The organism is Methylobacterium mesophilicum (assembly GCF_036441335.1).
Classification (GTDB): Bacteria; Pseudomonadota; Alphaproteobacteria; order Rhizobiales; family Beijerinckiaceae; genus Methylobacterium; species Methylobacterium mesophilicum_B.
This window is the reverse complement of sequence record NZ_MLBW01000012.1, coordinates 1-17,732: the sequence shown is the minus strand read 5'-3', so window position 1 is coordinate 17,732 and position 17,732 is coordinate 1. Positions and strand designations below refer to the sequence as shown.

The following is a 17,732-nucleotide window of genomic DNA, read 5'->3' as shown; positions in this document are numbered from 1 at the left end:
GACGCGCAAGCCGTCGGAGGCCGCCCGCGCCGGAAGGGCGCGCCGCTTGCCCCAGAGCCCCGTGACCTGCGCCGTCGGGAGGCGGAATTCGGGCACCGCCGGCCCGGTCGAACGCACCATCAACTCCAGCTCTTGTCGACCGAGGCCTTCACGGCATCCGACATGGCCACGTCGAACACGATCATGTCCTCGACCGCCTTGACGCTCTTCAGGCGCTCGGCCAGCGCCAGCGTCTCGGCCGGCACGGGCGGCAGGGCCGGGATCGGCGTGCCGATCCCGAGGCGATCGAACAGCGTCGACGCGAAGGCGGGGAACCGGGTCTTGTGGCCGACGATCCCGACGCGGGCGAGAATCTCGATCGCCGCGATCGAGTTGCCGGGATGCAGCCGGTCGTCCGGCATGCGGGTCCCGAGCTGGCGGGTCAGCGGGTTGTAGAGCAGCCGGTAGGCGGGCTCGGGCAGCATGCGGAAGAAGCGCTTGAGGCTCTTCACGTCGGAGAAGTCGTACCCGTCCGCGAAGGCGGCGGCCTCGGCCAGCGGCCCCAGGCGCCAGCTGCGCGTGGGATCGGCGGCATCCGCGGCCCGGGCCTTCAGCCAGCGCATCCGGGCCGCCATCTCGATCTGCGGCTCCTGGAGCAGGATGGCCGTGACCATCAGGTCCGGCGTCATGAAGTTCTCGTAGCGCGGGATGGTCACGGCGCCCGACAGGAAGGCCGACGGGGCGGCCGGGCCGGCCAGCACGCAGCTCAGGATCTCGTCCGGCAACTTGTGGATGCCGAAATAGCAGTGCTGGAAATACGGGAAGAGCGCCGTCTGGAGGACGATCTCGGGCTCGATGCCGGTGTTGATCAGCATCGCCCGCTGCCGGATCTGCCCCTCGGCCGGCATGCGCCGGTAGACCAGCACGTTGGTGTCGGCATCGTAGAGTTCGAGCCGCGGGATCTCGGACAGGCCCGGCACCTCGGCCTCGCTGACCACGAAGGTGCATTGGCCGGTGGCGTGCCAGCCGTTGCGCTTGAAGGCCTCGTCGATGACGCTGGCCGGGACCTCGGCCACGCGCCGTCCGTCGACCGCGACCACGACCCGGCTGATGGCGAGGGGATTGTCCGGCACGATCCAGCCGCGGATCGAATCGCCCTGATCGTGGTCGATGAAGTAGCGCATGTCCCGAAGCGTGAGGCGGCGGCATGCCGGCGCCAAGTGTCCGCCATGTGTCGCGGCGCGGCCGGATGCCGAGCGGCAGGGCCATAGCGCATTTTTCCGTCGGCGTGCACCAGGGCGCGTCCGGCCCGGAGACCGATCCCCGCGGCTTGACCCGGCCGGCTCGATGCCACCGTCTCTAAGGCAATGATGCGGCATGCGCTATCCGACGGCGGCCCGACAGCGCTGCGGGGCGACCGGCTCGGCGCGCACCCCGGCCGGACCGGCGGGGGACGCGACCGGTCGGCCGCGGCACGCAGGTTCCGCTTGCGCGCGCGCCGGGCAGCCGCTATAGGCCCCGCCCACCGGAGCCCGAACGGCACCGGCCCGGGCACGTAGCTCAGCGGGAGAGCACCACCTTGACAGGGTGGTCGACACCCCTCATAAGCTACTGAACAGTCTGGACTATTTCGATAGCTTCGGGTTCGGCGAACCCGATGGCGGTCGATACGGAGACGTAGCACAGCGGTAGTGCATTCCCTTGACATGGGAAAGGTCACAGGTTCGATCCCTGTCGTCTCCACCATTCGACGCTGTGAGAGTTCTGGCTCTTCCAGAGTGAGCGTCCCGGACACACGTCATCGCCGCATCGCCGACCCGAGAGGGGTTTGCAGAACCTGACGCGGCCTCCGCCGACGCGCTTGCCCGCCCACGCCATCCCATCCTCGCTCGTCGACCCGTCCCGCGTTGCGCGACGGTGAGGCCTGAGCGTGCGCGTCATCGACACGGTGACGCCCCTCGTGCGGGAGGCGATGTGTCGGGTCGTCGAGAGCGATCCTGCCGCGATCGGACAGCGCGAGGTCGCACGACAGCCCGCGCGGCGCCGATGCTCGATTGGCGATCGCGCAGGCGAGCCGCGCGCGCAGAGCGCGGTGAGGCGCCTCACAGGCATCTGTGAGACCCGGACCAGCCGCGTGCGACCGCGTCGGACAGGCACGGGAAGCCGCCGCGCAGGTCGACGGACGCGATCCAGTATCGGTGGTCGCCGAGGACCCGGTTCAACCGGGCCACGCGCCGGGCGCGCTTCGTCCAGGGCAGGGACGCCGCGATCCGGGGATCGACCTCGAACGCGATCATGCGCTGACGCCGGACCTGCACCGTCGCGATGCCGCGCACGGCCGTCCAGGGGATCCAGTCGGTGGAGAGCCTCCGATCGAAGATCCCGCCCGGCCCGACCGACACCACCGGACCGCGCTGGAACAGCGTGCGGAGGACGCGTGCCGCGCACAGCCCGAACACGCCGATCCCGAGCCAGGCCGCAGTTCCGGCGAAGCGTCCGGGATCGTCGGCGAGCAGCCAGGCGCAGGCGAGGACGAAGCCGCAGGCGGCTCCGAACAGCCCGGCCGCCCTCCAGGGCGAGCGATGGATCTCGACGACGGTCAAGGCGATGCGCTCCCGCCTGCCTCCGGCCCCGCGCGGACCCCGGTCTCATAGCGAAGGCGCGGCTGGCCGGCACCCCGCCGGGCCGGTCTCGACCGCAGTCTCGGCGGCAGTCTCGGCCGCGGCGACCGACGCGCCGGCGGCGCGACCGGGCTCCTACGGCTGCCCAATCCGTCCCAGGCGATGTTGTTGTTGCAAGATTCGTCAATGTAAATCTGGAGGTGACTACTCAAACACCAACTTGAACACAGTAAGATTAACTAATTAAGCTGAGTCCAGCCTGGTTTTGGTTGCAGATCCAGGGCCTTCAATGCCTAAATGTTTCTCGGATCGCGCTGATGTTCCTGTGCGATCCGAGATTTGTATCTGGTTCCGGCCGCGAGGCGCCCGCCGCCGAACGGCGCCTCCCGGGTGACGTCACGCCGCTCCGTGCCCTGCCCCGGGCCGCTTCCGGGGACGGCACCCCGCGCGCTATGACGCGCCGGACGCCCTCGCGGCGAGGGCCGGCTCACGGAGGCTTCCCATGGATCTCGGCTTGAGCGGGCGCCGGGCGCTCGTCTGCGCGGCGAGCAAGGGTCTGGGCAAGGGCTGCGCCCTGGCGCTCGCCCGGGAGGGCGTCGCGGTGACGATCACGGCCCGCACCGCGGAGACGCTGGAGCGGACCGCGGACGAGATCCGCGCCGCGACGGGCGTCACCGTCACGACCGTCGCGGGCGACATCGCCACCGAGGCCGGCCGGGCGGCCGCGCTCGCCGCCTGTCCCGAGCCCGACATCCTGGTCAACAATGCCGGCGGCCCGCCCCCCGGCGATTTCCGCGAGTGGGACCGCGACGCCTGGATCCGGGCGCTCGACGCCAACATGCTGGCGCCGATCGCGCTCATCAAGGCGACGGTCGACGGGATGATCGGCCGCAGGTTCGGCCGGATCGTCAACATCACCTCCGGCGCCGTGAAGGCGCCGATCGAGCATCTCGGCCTGTCGAACGGCGCCCGCTCGGGGCTGACGGGCTTCGTGGCCGGGCTGGCGCGCAAGACCGTGCGGCACGGCGTGACGATCAACAACCTGCTGCCCGGCCCCTTCGACACCGACCGGATCCGCAGCAACGCCGCGGCGGGGGCCGCCAAGGCCGGCACCACCGTGGAGGCGTTCCTGGAGGCGCGGGCCCGCGACAACCCCGCCGGCCGGTTCGGCCAGCCCGACGAGTTCGGCGCCGCCTGCGCGTTCCTGTGCAGCCAGCAGGCGGGCTTCATCACCGGGCAGAACCTGCTGATGGATGGCGGCGCCTATCCCGGCACGTTCTGACGCGGACCGGCCCGTCCGGCCCTCCGCTTGCAGGAGCGGGCCGGATCACAGCGCGCGGTGAGGACCATGAGCGTACGCGAGACCCTCGAGGCCCGGATGGCCCGGATCGCGGAGGAGGACCCGGCGGTCTTCACCCGCCTGTACCCGGAACAGGCCCGCGCGGCGGCGGACGCCGCCGATGCGCGCCGCCGGGACGGGATCTGCCTCGGCCCCCTCGACGGCGCGATGGTCTCGATCAAGGACCTGTTCGACGTGGCGGGCGAGACGACGCGCGCCGGCTCGATCCTGCTGGCGGACGCGGCACCCGCGCGCACCGACGCCCCGGTGGTCGCCCGGCTGCGCCGCGCCGGGGCGGTGATCCTGGGCAAGACCAACATGTCCGAGTTCGCCTTCTCCGGGCTCGGCCTCAACCCGCATTACGGCACCCCCGGCAACGCCGCCGATCCGGCGCGCATCCCGGGGGGCTCGTCCTCCGGCGCCGGGGTCTCCGTGGGGCAGGGGACCAGCGACATCGCGATCGGGTCCGACACGGGCGGCTCCGTCCGGATCCCGGCCTCGCTGAACGGCGTCGTCGGCTTCAAGCCGACCGCAAGCCGCGTGCCGCTGGAGGGGGCGTTCCCGCTGTCCTACGCCCTCGATTCCCTGGGGCCGCTCGCCCGGACGGTCGCGGATTGCGCGGCCGCCGACGCCGTGATGGCGGGCGCGGAGCCCGCGCCGCTGGAGGCGCTCGCCGTCGCCGGTCTGCGGATCGGCGTGCCGCGGGGCCTGCTGTTCACCGAGACGGAGGCGCCCGTCGCCGAGGCCTTCGAGCGGGCGCTGTCCCGCCTGTCCGGCGCCGGCGCCCGGATCGCCGATCACCCGATCGACGACCACCTCGCCGCCATGGACGCCGCGCTCCCGGACGGCTCCCTCGCGGCGATCGAGGCCGCGGCGATCCACGCCGACTGGCTGGACAGCGCGGCCGACCGCTACGATCCGCGGGTCCATCGCCGCATCGTGGCCGGCCGGGGCGCGACGGCCGCGGGCTACATCCGGACGGTGCGCCGGCGGGCCGCGCTGATCGCCGCCCTCGACCGGCACCTCGGCCCGCTCGACGTGCTGGCGCTCCCGGCGACCGCCACGACAGCGCCGCTCACCGCCCCCCTGGCGGCGGACGACGCGGCCTTCCTGGCGGCCAATCGCCTGATGCTGCGCAACACGGCCTTCGGCAACTTCTTCGATCTCACCGGCCTGTCCCTGCCGATGCCGGGCCTGCCCCGGCCGGCGGGCCTGATGCTGCTGGCTCGGCACGGGCAGGACCGCCGGCTCCTGGCGATCGGGGCCGGGGTCGAGGCCGCGCTGGCGGAGTGAGCGATCATCCATCCGCCGGCGCGCCGCCTGTGCAGGTTGCGCGGGGCTGCGCCGCGAGCAGTGATGACGGTGGAATACACGACGAACCTCGCGCGATGCGCGAATGCCGACGCGCGAACGATGCAGTCATTCGTTGAATGCGCACCATTGACATCAATCTTCGTTCATAAGCAGCGTGCCACAGGATCGGGGCGCGAAGGACGCGTCGCTCGCGGGAGGGACACGCCGCGCGCCTCATGCGGGTGGTGCGGGTCGTGACCCTCGGGTTGAGCGGCCCGAACTCGGCGGGTGCCGCACGGGCGGCGGTCTAGACGGCCCGGTCCGGGCCCCCGTGCTGTCCATCTCGTGGCCCATCCGCGGCCGGCAAAGCGGCTGCCGACCCAAGGCCGTATCCGGAGACCTGTGACGATGCGCCCCCTCATCACCCCCCTCGCCATCGTGATCGCCCTGACGACGGGGGCGGCGGCGCAATCCGTTCCGGAGCCGCCCATCCAGAGCCCGCAGGACGCTGCCTGCCGCGAGCAGGCGCGGGCCCAGATCTTCAGCTATCCCAACCCGAACAACCTCAGCCTCTACGACCTCGGCTCGCAGATCTGGCACCTGTGCATGGCGTCCTATCATAGCCGCGGCCCCAACCCCGGCCGCACCGATCAGCGCTTCTAGGAGCGCGCCGGACCGACGCGAGACCGTCGACGGCAGGGTCGGCCCCGCGCCACCGGCGCTCGCCGCCCCGACTCGGCCGCGTCCGCGCACGCGCGGCCCGGTGCATTGCCGGACCGCGCGCCGTGGTGCACCCTGCCGGCGATTCCCGGGCCCGGTCCTCGTCCCGGACCGCCTCAGGAATCGCGGGACCGCCTGCGCCGGGCGGCGATCCCGGAGGGCCGACAGGGCCGACCGGCAGGGAGCCGTCGCATGAGCGCAGCCACACCGTCGATCGCCGCGGACCGGGACGCGGGTCCCGCCGATCACGCCGCGATCCGCGCGATGCGCGTCGACCTCGCGGCCGCCTACCGGCTGATCCACCGGCTGGGCCTCGACGACAGCATCTACACCCACATCTCGGCGCGGCTGCCGGGCGCCGGGCACCGGTTCCTGATCAACCCCTACGGGATGCGCTTCGAGGAGGTGACGCCGGAGAACCTCGTCACCGTCGACATCGACGGGAAGGTGCTGGAGGATCCGATGAGGCTCGGCATCAACCCGGCCGGGTTCACCATCCACAGCGCCATCCACGCCGCGCGCCACGACGCGATCTGCGTGCTGCACACCCACACGGTCGCGGGCGTGGCGGTCTCCTGCCAGGAGGAGGGGCTCCTGCCCCTGAACCAGTGGTCGATGCAGTTCACGGGACGCGTCGCCTACCACGACTACGAGGGCATCGCCCTCGACCTCGACGAGCGGCAGCGGCTGGTGGCCGATCTCGGCGACAAGCCCGTGATGGTGCTGCGCAACCACGGCCTGCTGACCTGCGGGCGCACGGTCGGCGAGGCGTTCCGGCTGATGCACAACATGGAGCGCTCGTGCCGGGCGCAGCTGGCGATTCAGGCGGCGGGCGCACCGGTGATCCGGCCCTCCTCCGCCGTCGCCACCAAGACCGCCGGGCAGTACGCCGCCGGCTACGACCGCGTCGTGATCCAGGGGGCGCCCGACAACGAGTGGGCGGCGTTCAAGCGGATGCTGGCGCGGACGGACCCGGACTTCGCGCAGGGCTGAGGGCGGACCGGTCGCCAGCTGACCCGTTCGGTCGATAGGCCCCATTCCGACCTCGCGAGCGGCGCGAAGCGACCCGGGGCAGCGCGATTCCGGTCAGCTGGCGCCGCTGGACTGCTTCGCTCCGCTCGCGAGGACGGCGGTGCCGCTCTCATCGATCGGAGAGGGGATGAGACGCCACTCGGGTGCTCGCTCTCCGCAGGAGCGGGACGCCGCAGCACCGGCCTCACCCCTCCGCCCAGGCGCCGCTCGACCGGTAGGTCTGCTTGAGGAACGCGATGAAGGCCCGCGTCTTGGCCGGCACGAAGGCCCGGCTCGGGTAGACCGCGAAGATGCCCGCCGAGGCCGCCGCCGCGTAGGCCGGCAGCACCACCTCCAGCAGGCCGTCGCGCAGCTCCGCGTACACGTCCCAGGTCGATCGCAGCGCGATCCCGAGGCCGCCGATCACGGCCTCGCGCACCACCTCGTTGGAATGGGTGCGCAGCGGCCCCGACGCGCCGACCGTGCAGGGTCCCTCCGGCCCGACCAGCCGCCAGGGATTCTGGTTCTCGGTGGCGAGGCAGACGTGGCCGCGCAGGTCATCGAGGCTCTGCGGCCGCCCGGCCGCGTCGAGGTAACTCGGCCGCGCGCAGAGGACCCGCTGCACCGGCGCGAGGCGCACCGCCGTCAGCCCGGAACTCTCCAGCGCGCCGACCCGGATCGCGAGGTCGTAGCCGCGCTCGACGATCGACTCGAAATCGTCGCTCAGCTCTAGGTTCAGCACGATGCCGGGATGGAGGGCGAAGAAGGCCCGCAGGTGCGGGACGATGTGCAGGCGCCCGAAGGAGCTCGGCGCGGTGACCCGGAGGGTCCCCCGGGCCCGGGTCGCCGTCTGCGACACGAGGCTCTCGGCCTCCGCGATGGCGTCGACGATCGGGGCGATCCGCTCGAAGAAGGCCGCGCCGACATCCGTCGGCGCGACGCGCCGCGTGGTGCGGTGCAGCAGGCGCACGGCGAGCCGCTCCTCGAGCCGCTTCAGCCGCTTCGAGACCACCGCCACCGACAGGCCGAGCTCCGACCCGGCCTGGGTGAGGCTGCCGGTGCGGACCACCCGGGCGAAGATCTCCAGGTCGCTCTGGTCGTGCATTCTCAACGCTGCGGAAAAAATCAAATCCCTTTTGCTGCCTTTCTCGCGGAAGCCAAGCGATCTATCGATGCGTCATCAAAAATTTTTCACGGCGCGTTCGATTTTTTCTGACGCGCGGGCCTGTATCCCAGAGGATCGCCATGTCGAATCTCGTCGTCGCCGAGGATCTCCGCACCTTCCTGTCCGAGGAGGCGCTGCCCGGGACCGGCCTCTCGGCCGACCAGTTCTGGTCGGGCTTCGCCGCGCTCGTCCGCGATCTCGCACCGCACAACCGGGCCCTGCTCGACCGGCGCGACGCTCTCCAGGCGGACATCGATTCCTGGCACCGTGACCATCGCGGCCAGCCGCACGATCCGGCGGCCTACGCGGCCTACCTGACGCGGATCGGCTACCTGCAGCCGGAGCCCGAGACCGTGCGGGTGACCACCGAGAACGTGGACGCGGAGATCGCCGCGATCGCCGGACCGCAGCTCGTGGTGCCGATCTCCAACGCCCGCTACGCGCTGAACGCCGCCAACGCCCGCTGGGGCAGCCTCTACGACGCGCTCTACGGCACCGACGCGATCCCGCAGGACGGCGACCGCGCGCCCGGCACCGGGTTCAACCCGGCCCGGGGCGCCGCCGTGGTGGCTCGGACCAAGGCGTTCCTCGACGCGACCGCGCCGCTCAGCGTCGGCTCCTGGGCCGATGCCGTGGGCTTCTCGGTGACGGACGGCCGCCTCGCCGTCGACCTCGGCGCCGGCCGCAGCGCCGGCCTGACCGGCTCGGCCGCCTTCGCGGGCTACACCGGCGACGCCGCGGCGCCGACCGCGCTCCTGCTGCGCCACAACGGGCTGCATATCGAGATCGTCGTCGACCGCACGAGCCCGATCGGCCGCACCGACCCGGCCGGCATCGCGGACGTGGTGCTGGAAGCCGCCCTGTCGACCATCATGGACATGGAGGATTCGGTGGCGGCCGTGGATTCGGCCGACAAGGTCGCGGTCTACCGGAGCTGGCTCGGCCTGATGCGCGGCGACCTCATCGCCACCCTGTCCAAGGGTGGCCGCACGGTCGAGCGGCGGCTCGCCGCGGACCGCACCTTCACGGGCCCCGACGGGGGGTGCCTGACCCTGCCGGGACGGTCGCTGATGCTGGTCCGGCATGTCGGCCACCACATGTACACCGACGCCGTGACCCTCGACGGCGCCGAGATCCCGGAGACGATCCTCGACGCGGCCGTCACCGCGCTGATCGCGCTGCACGACCTGAAGGGGACCGGTCCGCTCCGTAACAGCCGGACCGGCTCGGTCTACATGGTCAAGCCCAAGCTGCACGGCCCCGACGAGGTCGCCTTCGCGGTGGCGCTGTTCGGGCGGGTCGAGGCGCTGGTCGGCCTCGCGCCGCGGACGCTCAAGATCGGCGTCATGGACGAGGAGCGGCGCACGACGCTGAACCTCAAGGCGGCGATCGCCGCGGCGTCGGACCGGCTGTTCTTCATCAACACCGGCTTCCTCGACCGGACCGGCGACGAGATCCACACCGCGCTGGAAGCGGGTCCGGTGGTCCGCAAGGATTCCATGAAGGCGACCGCCTGGATCAAGGCCTACGAAGACGGCAACGTCGATGCCGGCCTCGCCTGCGGCCTGCCGGGCCACGCGCAGATCGGCAAGGGCATGTGGGCCGCCCCCGACCGGATGGCGGCGATGCTCGAGGCCAAGGGCGCCCACCCGGAGGCGGGCGCCAACACCGCCTGGGTGCCGTCGCCGACCGCCGCGACGCTCCACGCGCTCCACTACCATCAGGTGGATGTCCGCGCCCGCCAGGCGGACCTCGCCGGCCGGGCGCCCGCGACCCGCGCCGCCATGCTGACCCTGCCGCTCGCCGAGGGCGCGTTCGCGCCGGATTCGGTGCGGGAGGAACTCGACAACAACTGCCAGGGGATCCTGGGCTACGTGGTCCGCTGGGTCGACCAGGGCGTCGGCTGCTCCAAGGTGCCGGACATCCACGAGGTCGGGCTGATGGAGGACCGCGCCACCCTGCGGATCTCCAGCCAGCACATCGCCAACTGGCTGCGCCACGGGATCGTGGATCGCGCGGCGGTGGCCGCGGCCCTGCGCCGGATGGCCGAGATCGTCGACCGCCAGAATGCCGGCGACCCGGCCTACCGTCCGATGGCCCCGGGCTTCGACGGTCCGGCCTTCCGCGCCGCCGAGGCCCTGGTCTTCGAGGGTGCCGGCCAGCCGAACGGCTACACCGAGTTCGTGCTGCACCAGTTCCGCCGGGAGGCGAAGCGCCTGGAGGCCCACGTGCGGGCGGCCTGAGGCCGCTCCCGGATCCCGGGCGCGCGCCGCCCCCCGGGATCCGCCCCGACGGCCCGGCGATACGCGAGCATGTGCGACCCGTCATCGGCCATGCCGATGCCGATGGCGATACTCCGGTTCCGCAGGATCGGAGGCGCTGACCGGGTCAACATGGAATCGCGGTCGCGCCCAGTCCCGCCGGTCGGACGCGCCCGCCGGGTCGAAGGCGAGGCCGTCCGGACGATCGAGGGCGGCGAGCGCCTGCGCGAGACGCGCCGTCGCCGCCGCGACCGTGCCGGGCCTGTCCCGCACGTCCCAGCTCTCGGGGACGCCCCGCACGAGCCGGCCGGGCAGCGCCTGCCCGCCGAGCAGGCAGACCGCCTCCTGGGTCTGAGACGCCGCGACGCGGATCTGCGAGGCGAGAGGCAGCAGACCCGGCGCGGGACGGGCGGCGAGGGGCGGCGAGGGGCTCCTTCGCCGCGCCCGGCCTCCGCTCGAGAGCCCTGTCGAGCAGTCCCGCCGAGGTCCCCAGCCTCTGCCGGTCGGTCGGAACGAGCAGGTCGGCCAACGCCACGGCGACGCGTCCGCGTCCGTCAGCGGCGCTTGCGCGTCATCACGTAGACCAGCAGGTTCGCCACCGCCCGGTAGAACTCCGCCGGGATCACCTGGTTGACCTCGACATGGTCGTACATCGCCCGGGTGAGCGCCTTGTCGACGACCACCTCGATCCGGTGCTTCTCGGCGATCTCGCGGATGCGCAGGGCGATCAGGTCCGCCCCCTTGGCCAGAACCATCGGGGCGTCGTTCTCGCTCTGGTCGTAGCGGAGCGCGATCGCGTAGTGCGTCGGGTTCGCCAGGATCATGGTGGCGCGGGGCACCGCCGCCATCATCTGCTTGCGCAGCCGGTCCTGCGCCAGCGAGCGCATCTTCGCCTTCACGAGCGGATCGCCCTCGAGCTGCTTGAACTCGTCCTTCACCTCCTGCCGCGACATCCGCAGATCGCGCTGCCAGCGCACGCGGGTCCAGACCAGGTCGCCGGCGACCAGCGCGATCGTCGCGACGCTCACGGCCGAGACGAGGCGCACCGACAGGGTCAGCAGGAATTCGGGCAACCCGACTGGATCCACGAACATGACATTGACGATCTCGTGGCGGTCCGCGTGCAGGACCATGTAGGACATGCCGCCGATCGCGAAGAACTTGAACAGATTTTTCCCGAACTCGATGAATCCCTGCAGACTGAAGAGCCGATTCCAGCCGGCGACGGGAGAGATGCGGGACCATTTCGGCTGGATTCGATCGGACACGACGCGCGGTGCATTCTGGAAGATCGAGGCGGCGATACCGGCCACGAGGAGGATGACCAGCGCCGGCAGCAAGAACCGTCCCATCTCCAGGGCGAGGGCGTGGACGAGGCGCATCGCGTCGCGGCTGGTCTCCACGCTGAAGTTGCGCGGCTGCTCCAGGATCGCGTCGCCGCCGGCTCCCTGGCCGCCCACGAGAGCCAGCCGCTCCTGATCGCCCGGATCAACGCGGATCTCCTGGCCGCCCCGCCCGAGATCTGGAACCGCCGGAACAATCTCCGGTCCGCGATCACCTTCGCCCTGATCGGCGGCGGTCCGGTCGTCCTGCGACGGCTGACGGCGCAGGACGGCCTCGTCGAGCCCGAAGCGACGCTCGCGCGCGGCGCGCTCGCCTATCTCGAGGGGCGGGAGGCCGAGGCGAAGCGCCTGCTCCAGGACGTCGACACGACGGGCCTGCCGCCGACGCTGGCGGGCGCGATCGGCCTGACGCAGGCCTCGCTCGCCGTGCCCGACCAGCCGGCCCGGGCGGTCGCCCTGCTCGACCGCGTCCGGGTGCTGCTGCCGGGAACCCTGACCGAGGAGGGCGCCCTGCGCCGCGAGATCTTCACCCTCGGTCAGATCGGCGAGCTGAAAGCGTTCGAGGCGCTGGCGATCCAGTACCTGCGCCGCTTCCCGCACTCGGTCTACGCGGGCAACTTCCGGCAGCGCCTGGCCTATCAGTTGACGCAGTTCGATGTCGGCCAGGACGCGGAGCGGTTCGCGACCCTGAACAGGATCCTGAACGAACTCCGTCCCGAGAGCCGACGCGACCTGTATCTCCTGGTCGCCGAGACGGCGATCCAGGCGGGCAAGACGGCCGGGGCGCTTCGCGCCAGCGAGAGGGCCCTCGCGCTCAGTCCGCCCGGGAGCGCGGAGGCGATCCGGGCCCAGCTCTACCGGGCGGCCGCCGAGATCGTGAGCCTGGGCACGTTCCAGTCCGGGTTGCGCGCGCTGAGATCCCTCGACAGGGCCAAGCTCGCGGCCGACGACCTGCTCCTCCTCGAGACGGCCCTGTCGACGGCCGAGGCGATCGGACGCGGGCTCGCCGGGCGGCCCGGCGCGCCGGAGCCCGACGGCGCCGCGAAGCCGGCGCAGGCCGCCCCGGGTCCCGCCGACGGGCCCGCGAACCTGATCCCGAAGGCGCAGGCCGCGATCGACCGGATCGATCTGATGCTCAGCAAGGCGACCCCGTGAACACGATCTCCGCCGCGCTCCCGAAACCCGCCTCCGCACCCGATCGGAAAGTCGCATCGTCCCCGCATCCGGCGGGCGACCTTCCGGCGCTGCCGGATGCGGGGGTGCGGAGCGCCTTCGACCTGGCTCTGTGCGCCGTCTCGGAGCGCGCAACCGCGCACCGATCCGACGCGGACGCGGGCGAGGCCGACGAACCGGACGACGCGACCGCGAAGGATCCGACGGACGAGGCCGGCGCATCGCCCGAAACGCCGCCGGCACCGGTCGATCCCCGCAACGCCGCCGCAGTGCTCGCCGAGATCCTGGGTGCCGCTTCCCGGCCGGCCGCGCCGAACACCCCCGCGGGACACGGGACCGAGGCCCCGGGACCGACCGCCGCCGCAGCCGCCCCGGTGGGCCCCGGCGCGGTCCCGGAGATCCCCCGCGCGGAGGACGGCGAGGCGGCCCGTCCGGACGCGTCGCCGCGCGCCGGGCCGGGGCCGGGCAGCCTCCCCCAGGGGCAGCCCGTGGCGTGCGTGGTAATGGTGCAGGAACTCGATCTTCATCTTGGCCATGTCGACGCCGGTCGGGCACTCGCGGCGGCAGGCCTTGCAGGAGACGCAGAGATCGAGGGTGCGCTTCAGATGGGCCGGGGGAGCTCGCGGCGCGCGAGGACAACCGGTCCCGCTCCGGAATCGCCGGGGTCCAACCCGCCTCCAGCGGCCGCCAGGAGCCGCCGAGCGGCCCGAACCAGGACGCGGCCGGCGGATCCGGGTCCGGTCCGGGCCAGGCCAGGCCAGGCCAGGCCGCCGCCGCCCTGCCGGCGATCGCGGCGGCCATCAAGGAGGAGATCGAGCGCGCGGCCGCGGCCGGACCGGAGGGTCGCGTCAGCACCGACCCGGCGATCCCCCCGGCTCCGGACGGGCCGCTGCGGGTGCTCAAGATCCAGCTTCGGCCGGACAATCTCGGGATCGTCACGGTGGAGTTGCGGCTCACCGACGGTCATCTCGAGACCCATCTGCGCGCCTCGCGCCCCGAGACGGCGGCGATGCTGCAGCGGGATTCGGCGATCCTCACCGAATTGATGAAGCAGGCCCATTACCGGCCCGAGATCACCGTCGGGCCCGTTCGCCCGACCGAAGCCGGGTCTTCCGCGGGCGGGTCACCGTCACAGGGCCAATCCGCCAACACCGACGGGGGGGGCCGGCCGGGTCCCGGCGGGGAGGGGCAGCGGCGGTCAGAGCAGCAGCGCGCGGAGCAGCGGCCGGCGATCGGCAGACGCGACGGGGAGCGGATGGATGAGACGGTACGTCCTCGCGACGGCGGCGTTTATCTGTAGCGCCGCGCCGGTCGCCGGGACCGTGTGCGAGGCCGAGATGGGCCGTGCCTCGGCCCGCTACGGCGTGCCCCTCGGCGTGCTCTACGCGGTGGGCCTCACGGAGACGGGCAAGCGCGGCTCGCTCCAGCCCTACGCCTGAACATCGAAGGGACGGCCTATTTCGCGACCGGGCCCCAGGACGTGCTGGCCCACTTCACCGCGGCGCGCCGCCGGGGCGCGCGCCTGATCGATCTCGGCTGCATGCAGATCAACCATCACTATCACGGCGGCAAATTCGCCTCGGTCGAGGCCATGATCGACCCGCGCGCGAACGTGGACTACGCGACGCAATTCCTCCGCGATCTGAAGCAGCGGGAGGGCAGCTGGACGATGGCCGTGGCGCGCTATCACGCCGGCCCGCACAACGACGCGGCGCAGAAGATCTACATCTGCCGGGTCGTGGCCAACATGGTCGCGACGGGCTTCGGCCAGTGGACGCCGGCCGCGGCGCGTTTCTGCCGGTGATGGTTCTCCCGGTGAGCGTCCCGGCCGGCCGGGACGGCGGCCCGCGGCCCGGGGCGGGCCAGGGAACCAACGGGAGGACCGGGGTCTTTCGGCAGAGGCCCCGTCACCGGCCCGGAGGAGCCGCATGACCGACGCCCCAGACCCGCCGGAGGGACCGTCCGGGAAAACGGCGCTGCTGGTCGTCCTCACCCTCACGGCCGTCGTCGCCGCCGCCTACGTCCTGATCCACATGGACTAGATCGCCCGGAGGCGGGCACTACAGAGTGCGGCAGTTCCCGTAGCTGACCTTGATGTCGCCGCGCTCCTCGGGGTTGAGCTGCGCCTCGACGAAGTTCATCTTGTTGAGGTCGATCAGCAGGAAGTAGACGCCGTTCTGACACTTGATCGCGTTGCGCGGCGTGCGCTCGTTCAGCCGGGGCGAGGCCGTCTGGCACTCGTAGTAGTCGGAGCGTCCGGCCGAGATCACGGTCAGCAGACCGCCGCTGGAGACCAGCGAGAAGGTCCGGGCCTTGTGGGGCTGCGGCTTCGCCCCGTCGGCGGCGACATCGAGGCCGGTCGACGCCTCCACCGTACAGGTCATCGGACGGCGCAGCTGGGAGACCGCGGGCGTGATGCTCAGCAGGAGGAGCGCACCAGCGAGTGCTACCCGTTTGGCGATCATCGGCGGAGGATCCGTGATTCGTGGGTAGTTTCTACCCAGAAGCTAGGCCGTTATCCATCGTTGTAAACGCCGTCTGGTCGGATCGATGGGCCGATCAACAGATTTGCCGCACGCTCCATTGCATCGCCCGAAGGATTGCGGGCGCGCCGGCCCTTCCGTCGAGGCCCGGCCGCGACGCCGGCGCGGCGCGGCGCGCTCTACTCCTCCACGGCATCCGGATTGTCGTTGGCGGCCGTGTCGGCGTCGCGCCGCGCCGCGATCTCCGTGCCGATCTCCATGAGCAGCAACCGGGACAGGAGCTGCATCGTCGCCGTGCCGTGCGCGGCCACGAGTTGATGGGCCAGGATGGTCGTCTCCACCATGCGGTCAAAACCGTCGTCGTCGGGCATGGCGGCGCAGTAACCTGGTTGAATGCCGAGCATACAACTTAAAGGTAAGGATCCGGTTCGACCGCCCGCGCAGAAACAGGATTTCCCATGATCCCGACCGTCCAGGCCGACGCGCTGCTGGGGAGATTGGCCGAGGCCCTGGGCAGCCCGGTCGAGATCTTCTTCGCCGAGTTCGGGCCCGCGGGGAGAGGCGCGTCTCCGGATCGCGACGCGCTGCCGACGCTGGAGCTGTTCCGCCTCTGGGAAACGCTGCGGGAGCCGGTGAGCTGGCAGCGGGTGCTGGCCGCCGCCCGGCAGGAGGCCCGGCAGGAGGCCCGGCGGGAGGCCCGGCAGGAGGCCCGAACCCCGCGGACGATCCGCGCGGAGGATGCGGCGGCCGGCTGACCGGGGCTCGCCGTGCCGATTCCGGCGCGCGGCGAGCGGATCGCCGCGCGCTCCGGTCGAATCGGGCCGTCCCGATCAGGGGCTCGCGGCAGGCGGCGCCGGTACGGCCGCGAAGGTCAGGGCCGTCGCGGGCAGGGCCGGCGTGGCCAGCCTGTCCTGCGGGGTCGGCCTCTCCTGCTTCTCCAGCTTGGCCGTGCGCCTGTCGCGCTTCTCGTAGAAGGCGTTGCCGCCGGCGACGGCGACGTAGTGCATGTTCGTGTAGGGGAAGTGGTGGCCCGCGGTGTGGAAGTACATCGCCTTCCCGACCTTCGGGTGCCGCTCGCCGGCCAGGACGGCATCGGCGGCGTCGGCGACCTTCTGCAGGTCCTTCTCCTGCATCGGCTTGGTGAGGACGCCGGGCGCGAACTGGCCCGGCTGCCCGACCACCGCGCAGATGCCGCCCGGGAAGATCGCGTTCTCGAGCCGGTTCATCACGACCGTGCCGACGGCGACCAGCCCGTCGCTGTCGCTCCGATTCGACTCGAAGTACATGGCGCGGCCGAGACAATCGCGCTCGGCGTCGCTGACGACCATCGGCGGCTTGCGGTCGGGGATCGATCCCGTCGTGAGCACCGGCGACGCGGTGTTGCAGGCCCCCAGGCCGCCCGCCGCCGCCAGAACGATCAGTGCAGGACCGACCTTCGTCCTCTCGCTACCCCGCATGCATCGGCGCTCCGTGCTCCTCCAGCCTGACCAGCCGGGCGGTGTTCCGCTCCGACCGGGAAGGCCAAGCTTGACGGCACGTTCGCGGCGAGGATGTGGCGAGGGCGTCCCGTTTCGGGACCGGCCCCGAACCGGAGCCTCAGTGCTGGCCCTGGCCGGCGGCCAGGATGGTCACCCCCAGGGCGATCACCCCGATGCCCACCAGCATCGTCGGGTTGAGCGCCTCGCCGTACAGCCACGCGCCGCCGAGGGCCGCGCCGATCATGCCGATCCCCGACCAGATCGCGTAGACGACGCCGATCGGCAGCATGTCCATGCTGGTCGACATCAGCCACAGGGCGGTGCCGTATCCGAGGGCCACGATCACCGTCGGGCCCGGGCGCGTGAGGCCCTCGGCGGCCTTCAGCGCCAGGGTCGCGGTCACCTCCGCGCCGATGGCGAGCCCGAGGATCAGGTACGGATTCATGGCACGGCGGACTTTCGGGCTGCGCGGGCTGGGTGAAAGGGGCGGTCGCGGCGTGTAGAATCAGATTCGCGTCGGACGCCCGAGCGGACGGGGCGGCGCCGGGCCGGCCCGGATCCGCGTCAAAACGGCCGCGGGCCGTCGGCGGCCGCCGGACACAAGGCCACAGATCCATGAACATTTCCGAACCGGTCCCCCGCCGCGGCGCCGGCGACGGACCGGCCCCGCGCCCGGGCCGGTTGGGGCTTTCGTTAATGCCTCCTGATCATGGTGACGGCGCGCCGTCCCGTCCCGGGGCCGGCCGCGCGACAGCGACGATCCAGAGCGACACAGATCCAGCATGACCGCGTCCTTGGCGATCCCGGAGTCCCCGGCCCGCACACGCCGGGGCCGCCGCTGGGGCGCGATCGCCGCGGCGGGCGGC

General features: G+C 72.1%; 16 protein-coding genes, 1 tRNA gene and 2 pseudogenes. 10 read left to right on the top strand and 9 right to left on the bottom strand.

Translation table 11 applies throughout. The annotated features are described in order from the left end of the window. Window positions 1–119 precede the first annotated feature (119 nt). Window positions 120–1,163, bottom strand: coding sequence for a hypothetical protein (locus MMR14E_RS08660; protein WP_331313724.1), 1,044 nt, complete (start codon window positions 1,161–1,163; stop codon window positions 120–122). Window positions 1,164–1,650: 487 nt separating this feature from the next. Between MMR14E_RS08660 and MMR14E_RS08655 the strand changes: the two genes are divergently transcribed. Continuing rightward, window positions 1,651–1,725, top strand: a tRNA-Val gene (locus tag MMR14E_RS08655). Window positions 1,726–2,081: 356 nt separating this feature from the next. Here MMR14E_RS08655 and MMR14E_RS08650 read toward each other — a convergent pair. Next, on the bottom strand, window positions 2,082–2,582 hold the full coding sequence (locus tag MMR14E_RS08650; protein WP_331313723.1) for an STM3941 family protein: 501 nt from the start codon (window positions 2,580–2,582) through the stop codon (window positions 2,082–2,084). A 520-nt stretch (window positions 2,583–3,102) separates the two neighbouring features. On the opposite strand from MMR14E_RS08650, the gene MMR14E_RS08645 reads away from it, so the two are divergent. The 4 genes from MMR14E_RS08645 (at window position 3,103) to MMR14E_RS08630 (ending at window position 6,945) form a co-directional block, all read left to right on the top strand. Continuing rightward, entirely contained in the window at window positions 3,103–3,882 is a 780-nt protein-coding gene (locus MMR14E_RS08645; protein ID WP_331313722.1) for an SDR family oxidoreductase, read from the top strand. Window positions 3,883–3,948: 66 nt separating this feature from the next. After that, on the top strand, window positions 3,949–5,232 hold the full coding sequence (locus MMR14E_RS08640; protein WP_331313721.1) for an amidase: 1,284 nt from the start codon (window positions 3,949–3,951) through the stop codon (window positions 5,230–5,232). Between the two features lie 408 nt (window positions 5,233–5,640). Continuing rightward, window positions 5,641–5,895, top strand: coding sequence for a hypothetical protein (locus MMR14E_RS08635; protein ID WP_012318703.1), 255 nt, complete (start codon window positions 5,641–5,643; stop codon window positions 5,893–5,895). A gap of 249 nt (window positions 5,896–6,144) precedes the next feature. Beyond that, window positions 6,145–6,945, top strand: a complete 801-nt coding sequence (locus MMR14E_RS08630; protein ID WP_331313720.1) for a class II aldolase/adducin family protein — start codon at window positions 6,145–6,147, stop codon at window positions 6,943–6,945. A gap of 223 nt (window positions 6,946–7,168) precedes the next feature. Here MMR14E_RS08630 and MMR14E_RS08625 read toward each other — a convergent pair whose 3' ends face one another. Further along, the gene (locus MMR14E_RS08625; protein ID WP_331313719.1) at window positions 7,169–8,068 is read right to left on the bottom strand and encodes a LysR family transcriptional regulator; all 900 of its coding nucleotides are present in this window, start codon (window positions 8,066–8,068) and stop codon (window positions 7,169–7,171) included. Between the two features lie 140 nt (window positions 8,069–8,208). Between MMR14E_RS08625 and MMR14E_RS08620 the strand changes: the two genes are divergently transcribed. Continuing rightward, a complete protein-coding gene (locus MMR14E_RS08620; protein WP_331313718.1) occupies window positions 8,209–10,371 on the top strand; it encodes a malate synthase G in 2,163 nt (720 codons plus the stop codon). A 572-nt stretch (window positions 10,372–10,943) separates the two neighbouring features. On the opposite strand, the gene MMR14E_RS08615 is transcribed toward MMR14E_RS08620, so the two are convergent. Then, complete coding sequence (locus MMR14E_RS08615) at window positions 10,944–11,771, bottom strand: EscU/YscU/HrcU family type III secretion system export apparatus switch protein (protein ID WP_331313717.1); 828 nt, start codon at window positions 11,769–11,771, stop codon at window positions 10,944–10,946. Between MMR14E_RS08615 and MMR14E_RS08610 the strand changes: the two genes are divergently transcribed. After that, window positions 11,757–12,887 carry a chemotaxis protein gene (locus tag MMR14E_RS08610; protein ID WP_331313716.1) on the top strand — a complete coding sequence of 377 codons (1,131 nt, stop codon included), beginning with the start codon at window positions 11,757–11,759 and terminating at the stop codon, window positions 12,885–12,887. The two genes, MMR14E_RS08615 and MMR14E_RS08610, sit on opposite strands and share 15 nt — an antisense overlap. A gap of 488 nt (window positions 12,888–13,375) precedes the next feature. Here the strand turns inward: MMR14E_RS08610 and MMR14E_RS29200 are convergent. Further along, window positions 13,376–13,510 (bottom strand): annotated as a pseudogene (locus MMR14E_RS29200) (4Fe-4S binding protein); the annotation flags it as partial. Between the two features lie 290 nt (window positions 13,511–13,800). Between MMR14E_RS29200 and MMR14E_RS08605 the strand changes: the two are divergent. Together MMR14E_RS08605 and MMR14E_RS08600 are read left to right on the top strand one after the other, a co-directional pair. Beyond that, the gene (locus tag MMR14E_RS08605; RefSeq protein WP_331313715.1) at window positions 13,801–14,205 is read left to right on the top strand and encodes a flagellar hook-length control protein FliK; all 405 of its coding nucleotides are present in this window, start codon (window positions 13,801–13,803) and stop codon (window positions 14,203–14,205) included. Then, window positions 14,165–14,709 (top strand): annotated as a pseudogene (locus MMR14E_RS08600) (transglycosylase SLT domain-containing protein). The gene MMR14E_RS08605 and the pseudogene MMR14E_RS08600 overlap by 41 nt, the downstream one beginning before the upstream one ends. Window positions 14,710–14,965: 256 nt before the next feature. Here the strand turns inward: MMR14E_RS08600 and MMR14E_RS08595 are convergent. Next, a complete protein-coding gene (locus tag MMR14E_RS08595) occupies window positions 14,966–15,370 on the bottom strand; it encodes a hypothetical protein (RefSeq protein ID WP_331313714.1) in 405 nt (134 codons plus the stop codon). Window positions 15,371–15,567: 197 nt separating this feature from the next. Next, window positions 15,568–15,759 (bottom strand): hypothetical protein, encoded by a 192-nt coding sequence (locus tag MMR14E_RS08590; RefSeq protein ID WP_331313713.1) that lies wholly within the window; start codon window positions 15,757–15,759, stop codon window positions 15,568–15,570. 87 nt (window positions 15,760–15,846) lie between these two features. Here MMR14E_RS08590 and MMR14E_RS08585 point away from each other — a divergent pair, with 87 nt between their 5' ends. Then, complete coding sequence (locus tag MMR14E_RS08585; protein ID WP_331313712.1) at window positions 15,847–16,143, top strand: hypothetical protein; 297 nt, start codon at window positions 15,847–15,849, stop codon at window positions 16,141–16,143. 75 nt (window positions 16,144–16,218) lie between these two features. On the opposite strand, the gene MMR14E_RS08580 is transcribed toward MMR14E_RS08585, so the two are convergent. Next, entirely contained in the window at window positions 16,219–16,845 is a 627-nt protein-coding gene (locus MMR14E_RS08580) for a cell wall hydrolase (RefSeq protein WP_331313711.1), read from the bottom strand. Between the two features lie 139 nt (window positions 16,846–16,984). Continuing rightward, window positions 16,985–17,311, bottom strand: a complete 327-nt coding sequence (locus tag MMR14E_RS08575) for a multidrug efflux SMR transporter (RefSeq protein ID WP_331313710.1) — start codon at window positions 17,309–17,311, stop codon at window positions 16,985–16,987. Between the last annotated feature and the right edge of the window lie 421 nt (window positions 17,312–17,732).

Bases quoted from the DNA above. Each gene is read 5' to 3' on its own strand.
- MMR14E_RS08585 (WP_331313712.1), top strand. From the start codon at position 15,847: ATGATCCCGACCGTCCAGGCCGACGCGCTGCTGGGGAGATTGGCCGAG.
- MMR14E_RS08640 (WP_331313721.1), top strand. From the start codon at position 3,949: ATGAGCGTACGCGAGACCCTCGAGGCCCGGATGGCCCGGATCGCGGAG.
- MMR14E_RS08595 (WP_331313714.1), bottom strand. From the start codon at position 15,370: ATGATCGCCAAACGGGTAGCACTCGCTGGTGCGCTCCTCCTGCTGAGC.
- MMR14E_RS08580 (WP_331313711.1), bottom strand. From the start codon at position 16,845: ATGCGGGGTAGCGAGAGGACGAAGGTCGGTCCTGCACTGATCGTTCTG.
- MMR14E_RS08630 (WP_331313720.1), top strand. From the start codon at position 6,145: ATGAGCGCAGCCACACCGTCGATCGCCGCGGACCGGGACGCGGGTCCC.
- MMR14E_RS08635 (WP_012318703.1), top strand. From the start codon at position 5,641: ATGCGCCCCCTCATCACCCCCCTCGCCATCGTGATCGCCCTGACGACG.
- MMR14E_RS08645 (WP_331313722.1), top strand. From the start codon at position 3,103: ATGGATCTCGGCTTGAGCGGGCGCCGGGCGCTCGTCTGCGCGGCGAGC.
- MMR14E_RS08590 (WP_331313713.1), bottom strand. From the start codon at position 15,759: ATGCCCGACGACGACGGTTTTGACCGCATGGTGGAGACGACCATCCTG.
- MMR14E_RS08620 (WP_331313718.1), top strand. From the start codon at position 8,209: ATGTCGAATCTCGTCGTCGCCGAGGATCTCCGCACCTTCCTGTCCGAG.
- MMR14E_RS08615 (WP_331313717.1), bottom strand. From the start codon at position 11,771: ATGCGCCTCGTCCACGCCCTCGCCCTGGAGATGGGACGGTTCTTGCTG.
- MMR14E_RS08625 (WP_331313719.1), bottom strand. From the start codon at position 8,068: ATGCACGACCAGAGCGACCTGGAGATCTTCGCCCGGGTGGTCCGCACC.
- MMR14E_RS08660 (WP_331313724.1), bottom strand. From the start codon at position 1,163: ATGCGCTACTTCATCGACCACGATCAGGGCGATTCGATCCGCGGCTGG.
- MMR14E_RS08575 (WP_331313710.1), bottom strand. From the start codon at position 17,311: ATGAATCCGTACCTGATCCTCGGGCTCGCCATCGGCGCGGAGGTGACC.